Source organism: Spirillospora sp. NPDC047418, assembly GCF_040643275.1.
GTDB lineage: Bacteria > Actinomycetota > Actinomycetes > Streptosporangiales > Streptosporangiaceae > Spirillospora.
The window spans coordinates 1-6,276 of the sequence record NZ_JBEYTW010000180.1 but is presented as its reverse complement, the minus strand read 5'-3'; the positions used below and the strand labels follow the sequence as shown (position 1 = coordinate 6,276).

Below are 6,276 nucleotides of genomic sequence, written 5' to 3'. Positions count from 1 at the left end.
CTGGCGACGCCGTCACCAGGCCCGATCCCAGGCCAGCCACTACCACCGACAAGCCACTCAAGCATGAAGATCGCGATCTACAACTGGAGTACTAAGCGTCGGCAACTGCGCTCGCGTTCAGGACTGCGGCGTGTATATGGCGAGCGAGGTCGGTCCCATCCGCTGCAGGCTGACCAGGTCGAGTCGGCACTCCTGCGTGAACAGCCGGCGGCCCCGGCCTGTGGCGGTGGGGAAAACGCGAAGCCGGTACTCGTCGACCGCCCCGGCGTCGATGAAGGTGCTCACGATGGAGCCGCTGCCGATGACGACTACATTGCGGTGCGCCGCCTCTTTGCGGGCCCAGGTGAGCACATCGCCGTGCACCAGGCGGGAGTTCCGCCAGCGGTCGAGGTCGAGCCTCGAGTGTGTCGCCACCGCCTTGTCTGCAGCGTTGAGCGCGCGAGCGAACGGGTCGTCGCGTCCGGGCCACATGGTTGAGAAATGCTCCCACGTCGTCCGCCCGAATAGGAATACACCGGTCTGCAGGATGGCGCCGTAGCTGAACTTGTCTCCCGCGATTGCCTCCCGACCGTGACGTAGTGCCCAGCCGCCGAACGGTGTGCCGTCGGATCCGTCGGGATCCTCGACGACGCCGTCGAGGGTGATGAACTGCGCGACGATGATTTTGGCCATGGTGTGCTCCCTGGTGTCGCGTCGGTGTGACCATCCGCGTGGTGCCCGGCCGACGTCGGTTTGCTTCATAAGGTTGTACGGCGCAGGGATGCTGAACTCATCGGTCCGTGGCGAGATCCTTCTCGAAGAGCTCAAACAGCTGCGAGTCCTGGTAGACGAGGACGTGTCCGATGCCCGTGCCCGGGTCGCCTGATTCGAAGACCTGAAGGGTGTGTGGCCGGAGTCCGTCGTCGGTGTTCAGATACAGCAGGATGCCGAGCTGGCCGTTCGTCGAGACCGGCGTGCTGGTCCAGCGAGTGCCGCGCCAGGCCGAATAGGTGCGCCATGAACGCGGCATAGGTCTCTGGCCTACCGGCCATTGAGGCGCCCTGGTCGTCCGCGTTCATCGCCGCAGGCGGACCATAGGACGCCGAGTCACGGTGTCCGGCGGCCGAGGTAGGCCGCCAAGCGGTCGCTCGGGCTGGCCGCAGCCGAGACGGGTACCACCGCTGCGAACTTGTCGCCGCGATTGGTGTCGGTGAGCTTGCCTTCGGCTAGTGCGAGCAAGGCGGTCGCGGTGGCGTCCGGGATCGGCCTGGCCATGTCCAGAGCGGTAGCGATGTCCCAGCCGTGGGCAGCGAGTTCGTTGGCGGCGGCTCGAAGGGCGTCGAGAAGCAGTTCGGTCCTTGCCACGTCACTCGCTGCGCCCGCGGTGACCTCGCGCAGGGCGTGGATGCGCTCCTGCGCGACGGCAACGGCATCAGCGGTGTCGCTGGCGCGCGGAGCCGGTAGTGCCAGCTCGCCGGTGTGGATGAGGTCGATGACGGCATCGGCGACGTCTGCCAGGTGTAGGACGACGTCGCGCACCCTCCATTCGTGACAAGGAGTCGGGCGGTCGAGAGCGTCCATGGAAACCCTGCCGAGTGTTTCGAGGGCATAGGTCGCGGCCTGCTCGAACACAACCATCCGTTCGCCGAGTATGTTGCTACTCGGCCTGGTCATGTGCATTCTCCTGAATCGTCTCGGCGATCGTCTTGATCCGTTGCAGGCGTCCGCCCCACTCGTTGCTGACCGCGTTGAGCTGGGCGATTGCCCGCGCGAACTGAACATCGTTGAGCCGGTAGCGCTTCTCGCGCCCCGCTGCTGTTGCGCTGAGCAGGCCGGCGCGGTCGAGTACACCGAGATGCTTGGAGATGGCCTGCCTGGTGATGGGAAGCTGTGCGCTCAGCGCCGTCGCCGTTGTTGCTTCGCCACCGAGCAGCAGACCAAGCATCCGCCGACGCGTCGGGTCACCGACCGCCGACCAAAGTTCGTCGTCGACCGTGTCGACACCCACGACGGCGTTCATCGTCTGGCCGCCATGGCTTCCGCCTGCGGGCCCAGCCGGGGCAGAAAGTGGGCCCAGCCGCTGGCGTGATCGTTGTATAGCTGCTCGCGGACCGCGGCCTCCCGATCCATCTCGCGGAAGCCGGTCTCGACGAACCGCACGATGGTCCCTTCACCCGACGGCACCAACGTGAAGGTGACCAGCAGCGAGTTGCCGACAGCGGCGTCCTCATCGGCGGGGTGAGTCCACCGGAACGCGAACGTCCGCGGCGGACTGACTTCGACGACCGTGAGTTGGACGACCTTTCCGCCCTGGCCGGGATCGCCGAACACGATCTCGCCTGACGCACCGGCTCGGCGCTCGTAGCGCGCCGCGTCCGGCCACCAGGTCGTGATGTGGTCGGGGTCGCTGACGACGTCGAAGACCACCTCTGGGCGTGCGTTCACGTACATCTCGTGCTCAATCGAGCCGTGCTCCACGCCTACCTCCCGCAACGAATGGTTGCGCATGACGATATTCAGAATCTCATCATCGCGCAACTTTCGGTTGCGCATCCGAGGTGGCGCGCACAAAGCGTTCACCGAGTGTTCGCAGAGCCTGTACCAGTTCGGGCGAGTCCACGATCTCGAAGTCGACGCCCAACAATCCGAGGTAGATCGCCATCATCTCCGGGTCCTCGGCGCCCGGTTCGAACACGCATCGATCCGGGCCCAACGGCTCGACGTCGACGGGAATCCGGACGGTGTCGCGGACGTACTGGGCGGAGGCATGCACGACGACCTTGGCGCGGAAGTGGCACATTGACTCGCTAACGTCGCGCGCGACGCGTTCGGCCACCTCCGGGTCGGGCGGCAACGGCCGGGGCGCGAAAGGAGGACCCAGCGGCATACGTGGTTGCATCCTGTCGACGCGGAAGTTCCACCAGTCGCCACGCTCGGGATCCCAGGCCATCAAGTACCAGCGCTGTCGGCTGTTGATCAAACGGTAGGGCTCCACTGAGCGGCACTCTGCGGCGCCCGCAGGCTCCTGGTAGTCGAATCGTAGTAGCTCTTGATTCTGGCAGGCGCTGGCGATCACGGTCAGCACCCCGGGGTCGACGAGCGGACCACGCGAGGCAGACGCCAGTGTGTGGGAACTGAAAGCGTCGACGCGCCGCTGCAGTCGCGACGGCAATACCTGTCGCAGCTTCGTGAGCGCACGCAAGGACGTCTCCTCGATGCCCGTGATCGGACCGGCCACTGCGCTGCGCAGGCCGATTGCGATCGCGACCGCTTCGTCGTCATCGAGCAGCAAGGGCGGCAGTACGCCCCCGACACCCAGCCGGTATCCACCGTCGACCCCCGGCCGAGCCTCGATCGGATAGTCGAGTCGTCGCAGGCGGGCGACGTCGTTGCGAACGGTGCGTGTGGTGACCTCCAGGCGAGCAGCCAGCTCGGGCCCGGTCCAATCCCGTCGCGCCTGTAGCAAGGACAGCAGACGGAGCAGCCGCGTAGAGGTTTCCAGCATGGAACGATCTTCTTCCCTAATGAGGCACGGAACGTTCCGCGATAAAGCGTAGCTTAGGGCTTGCCCATCCGAACGCTCCCCCGAATCACCAGAGGTTGCCCGTGAGTCGAGCAATCCAGCCCTTCCGCATCGACATCCGGCAGTCCAAGCTCAACCACCTGCCCAATCGGTTCGCCGAGGCCTGCTGGCCCCGCGGCGCTTCCCGAGACCGGATGGAGCCGCGGTATCTCGCAGCCGCGCCTGAGAGAGTTCACCGAGTACTGGCGCACCGGCTACGACTGGCGGGCACGGGAGACGGTGCTCCAATCCCTACCCCCAGGGCTTCGCAGTGTTCGGCGCTGACGAGACCGTACACAAGCCGGTCCCGGCACCGCCTCACTCGTACTGGTCCGACTTCGAGCCTGGACTGCGCTTCCCGGTGATGGAGGCCCCGGCAGACCTGGCCGCAGATCTGCGAGTCCTCTTCGGGCCCTGCGATAGGACAGACCCGATGACACCAAGTCTGAGTTTGCGGGCCCTCAATCGTGCCACCCTCGCTTGCCAATACCTGCTCAATCGCGTCACCGCCCGCGCCCTCGACGTGATCGAGCATCTGGCCGGAATGCAATCGCAGGCACCACTCGCGCCCTACATCGGACTGTGGGCCCGCCTGCACGGCTTCGATCGCCTAGGCCTGCGTGGAGTCCTCGGCCACCGGCCGCAGCTAGTGGGCGTGGGGGCGGGCCATGTCGGCCAGCACGTGCGCGTCGCCGGCATCGCTCTTGGCCTCCGACACCCCGAGCCGGTCCCGGAACCGGGCCGCCTGCAACGGGTTGACCGCCGGCACGGTCTATCCAGCCGCGACCAGCGCCCACACCCACGGGGCCTGGTCGGTCTCGATCCCGACGAGCACCTCCACCTCGTCGGCGTCGTCGGTGGCCAGTCCACCCGGCACCCGTGCAACCGGGTCATCCCGGCCACGCCCTCGGGCACCCGGGCCTTGGCCAGCCGGCGGCCGGAGGCGTCCATCACCTCCACGTCGTGGTGGTCCTCGGTCCAGTCATCGCCCACGAACAGTCGCAACGTTCCTCCTCTTCTCGCTGCCGAACACCTTCGGCAGCGAGAAGGAGAACCACCAGCGGCCTAATCAAACAGTGCTCGCGCCACTATGGACGGGCACGACATTCCATCAGCGATCAACTCTCCCGGCCGACCGGCAGGGGCACGCTCTTTCATCAGGACTCAATGTCCAGGAACCCAGAGTGCTCACCTGCCGGCTGGCTACCAACCCAGGAGTTTGCCGGATGGCTTACTCCCAGAACTGATTAGGACCCCCATGGTCTTTCATCTCACTACCGCGATCGCCGCCCCACCAGCCGTCGTCTTCGACTTCGTCTCCGACCTCTTCACAATGCCGCAGTGGTACTCAGCAGTGGAGTCGGTGCACTTGGTCGAGGGGTCAAGCCGCCGCGACGCTCGCTACGCGGTCCATCGCCGCCTGCCAACCGGGAGGGCACGAAACGAAGTCCGGGTGACGTCGTACATCCCGGACACTGAGGTCACCTTCAGCTCAGTGAGCGGTCCCACTCCGTTCACTTACTGCTACCGAGTGTCGCCTGCCCCTCCGGGCGCGCTCCTGCAACTGGACGGCTCGATTACCGCTGCCGGCTTGCCCGGTCCCGCAGCACTCCTGAGCCCACTGGCCGAGCAAGTCTTCGGACGCGGGATGCGGGAGAACCTGCTGCAACTCAAGACGATCATCGAGAACAATACCCGGTTCGCCGACCTGCGCGGCTCCAGCACGCCACCACCCCTGGGCGACGAACAGAACCGGTGACGTCGCATGGCCCGATCTCGTCCATGGCCATCAGTCGCCGAATCGGATGCGGTGGAGGGAAGGGGCGACTTTTCTGGCGGGAGGCCGATTCGCTTGCCGACCTCGCGAGCGGTGTTCCGTGAAGGTCCAGACGACCTATGTCAATCAATAGTGGTGTGTCATTAGTGATTGACATGCAGCGTGTATTAATACCGAGCAGAGTGTGTTATGGATCTGACGGAGTGGATCATCTCGATTGCGTTGATCCTGATGGTCGTCCGCCAGATTCGCGGCCGGAGGCTCACCCTCATTGGTTTGCTGTGGCCTGTGCCGCTGGTCGTATGGGGAGCGGTCAACTACTTGGGCGGAATTCCCCCGTATATCGCAGACTGGGCATCCGTCGCCGCCTGCTGCGCGGTGGGCCTCGCACTGGGTATCGGGTGCGGCCTGCTGACTGGCGTATATCTTGAGGACGGACTGGTCAAGGCACGCGCGCGGTGGTTGGCGGCTTTCCTCTGGATCGTTGGGATGAGCAGCCGCCTGGCGTTTGGTCTGTTCGCCACGAACGGCGGGGCCGAGGAGATTGGCGAACTCAGTGAGAAGCTGGGCATCTATTCGGCGAACACCTGGGCGTCGGGTCTGATCGCCATGGCGCTGGTCGAGGTCATCGCCCGCAGTGCTGTGCTGTTCTTCCGCTCGAGCCGCCTCCGGCGAACCGTTGCGGCTTCCACATTGCACGAGAATCAGGAAACGCCGCGACTGCCATAAAGTTCGGACACTGCGATGGAATAGGCGCATGCGCGCTGCCGATCTTCACTGCCTTCGCTCGGGAACTCCGGGAGAATGCGCTCCGCGCGACCGGGAATAGGGCCGACGACCGCTTCAACCCGGGAGAACTGGCTCGTCTGGTGATCAGGTGGGGCCCCACGAACCGGCTCGCCCGCGCTGAACTCCGCCGCGTCCGCGACGAGCGTGACCGGTTGCAGGCCAAGGTGCA

General features: G+C 65.5%; 11 protein-coding genes. 3 read left to right on the top strand and 8 right to left on the bottom strand.

Going from position 1 to position 6,276, the window contains the following annotated elements:
• Positions 1-117: 117 nt before the first annotated feature.
• The 6 genes from ABZ806_RS44670 to ABZ806_RS44645 form a co-directional block, all read right to left on the bottom strand.
• A complete protein-coding gene (locus tag ABZ806_RS44670) occupies positions 118-672 on the bottom strand; it encodes a dihydrofolate reductase family protein (protein ID WP_500226006.1) in 555 nt (184 codons plus the stop codon).
• 97 nt (positions 673-769) lie between these two features.
• Positions 770-1,009: a hypothetical protein gene (locus ABZ806_RS44665; protein WP_500226003.1), complete on the bottom strand. Its 240-nt coding sequence runs from the start codon at positions 1,007-1,009 to the stop codon at positions 770-772.
• Between the two features lie 77 nt (positions 1,010-1,086).
• Positions 1,087-1,653, bottom strand: a complete 567-nt coding sequence (locus ABZ806_RS44660; protein WP_500226001.1) for a maleylpyruvate isomerase N-terminal domain-containing protein — start codon at positions 1,651-1,653, stop codon at positions 1,087-1,089.
• Positions 1,637-1,999, bottom strand: coding sequence for an ArsR/SmtB family transcription factor (locus ABZ806_RS44655; RefSeq protein WP_500226000.1), 363 nt, complete (start codon positions 1,997-1,999; stop codon positions 1,637-1,639). Before ABZ806_RS44655 ends, ABZ806_RS44660 begins: the two co-directional genes overlap by 17 nt.
• Positions 1,996-2,517, bottom strand: a complete 522-nt coding sequence (locus tag ABZ806_RS44650; RefSeq protein WP_500225998.1) for an SRPBCC domain-containing protein — start codon at positions 2,515-2,517, stop codon at positions 1,996-1,998. Before ABZ806_RS44650 ends, ABZ806_RS44655 begins: the two co-directional genes overlap by 4 nt.
• Complete coding sequence (locus ABZ806_RS44645) at positions 2,507-3,484, bottom strand: helix-turn-helix transcriptional regulator (RefSeq protein WP_500225995.1); 978 nt, start codon at positions 3,482-3,484, stop codon at positions 2,507-2,509. The genes ABZ806_RS44650 and ABZ806_RS44645 overlap by 11 nt, the downstream gene beginning before the upstream one ends.
• Positions 3,485-3,649: 165 nt before the next feature.
• Here ABZ806_RS44645 and ABZ806_RS44640 point away from each other — a divergent pair, with 165 nt between their 5' ends.
• Positions 3,650-3,826: an epoxide hydrolase N-terminal domain-containing protein gene (locus ABZ806_RS44640; protein ID WP_500226008.1), complete on the top strand. Its 177-nt coding sequence runs from the start codon at positions 3,650-3,652 to the stop codon at positions 3,824-3,826.
• A gap of 361 nt (positions 3,827-4,187) precedes the next feature.
• Here the strand turns inward: ABZ806_RS44640 and ABZ806_RS44635 are convergent, their stop codons facing one another.
• Positions 4,188-4,310, bottom strand: coding sequence for an IS110 family transposase (locus tag ABZ806_RS44635; RefSeq protein WP_500225993.1), 123 nt, complete (start codon positions 4,308-4,310; stop codon positions 4,188-4,190).
• Positions 4,311-4,799: 489 nt separating this feature from the next.
• On the opposite strand from ABZ806_RS44635, the gene ABZ806_RS44630 reads away from it, so the two are divergent.
• Both ABZ806_RS44630 and ABZ806_RS44625 read left to right on the top strand, forming a co-directional pair.
• Entirely contained in the window at positions 4,800-5,300 is a 501-nt protein-coding gene (locus ABZ806_RS44630; RefSeq protein ID WP_500225992.1) for an SRPBCC family protein, read from the top strand.
• Between the two features lie 207 nt (positions 5,301-5,507).
• Positions 5,508-6,047 (top strand): hypothetical protein, encoded by a 540-nt coding sequence (locus ABZ806_RS44625; protein WP_500225990.1) that lies wholly within the window; start codon positions 5,508-5,510, stop codon positions 6,045-6,047.
• Here the strand turns inward: ABZ806_RS44625 and ABZ806_RS44620 are convergent.
• The coding region (locus tag ABZ806_RS44620; RefSeq protein ID WP_500225988.1) for a hypothetical protein at positions 6,023-6,276 on the bottom strand (254 nt) is incomplete at its 5' end. The genes ABZ806_RS44625 and ABZ806_RS44620 overlap by 25 nt on opposite strands.

Excerpts from the sequence above, each read along its gene's own strand:
- ABZ806_RS44670 (WP_500226006.1), bottom strand. The coding sequence starts at position 672 with ATGGCCAAAATCATCGTCGCGCAGTTCATCACCCTCGACGGCGTCGTC.
- ABZ806_RS44665 (WP_500226003.1), bottom strand. The coding sequence starts at position 1,009 with ATGCCGCGTTCATGGCGCACCTATTCGGCCTGGCGCGGCACTCGCTGG.
- ABZ806_RS44660 (WP_500226001.1), bottom strand. The coding sequence starts at position 1,653 with ATGACCAGGCCGAGTAGCAACATACTCGGCGAACGGATGGTTGTGTTC.
- ABZ806_RS44655 (WP_500226000.1), bottom strand. The coding sequence starts at position 1,999 with ATGAACGCCGTCGTGGGTGTCGACACGGTCGACGACGAACTTTGGTCG.
- ABZ806_RS44645 (WP_500225995.1), bottom strand. The coding sequence starts at position 3,484 with ATGCTGGAAACCTCTACGCGGCTGCTCCGTCTGCTGTCCTTGCTACAG.
- ABZ806_RS44630 (WP_500225992.1), top strand. The coding sequence starts at position 4,800 with ATGGTCTTTCATCTCACTACCGCGATCGCCGCCCCACCAGCCGTCGTC.
- ABZ806_RS44625 (WP_500225990.1), top strand. The coding sequence starts at position 5,508 with ATGGATCTGACGGAGTGGATCATCTCGATTGCGTTGATCCTGATGGTC.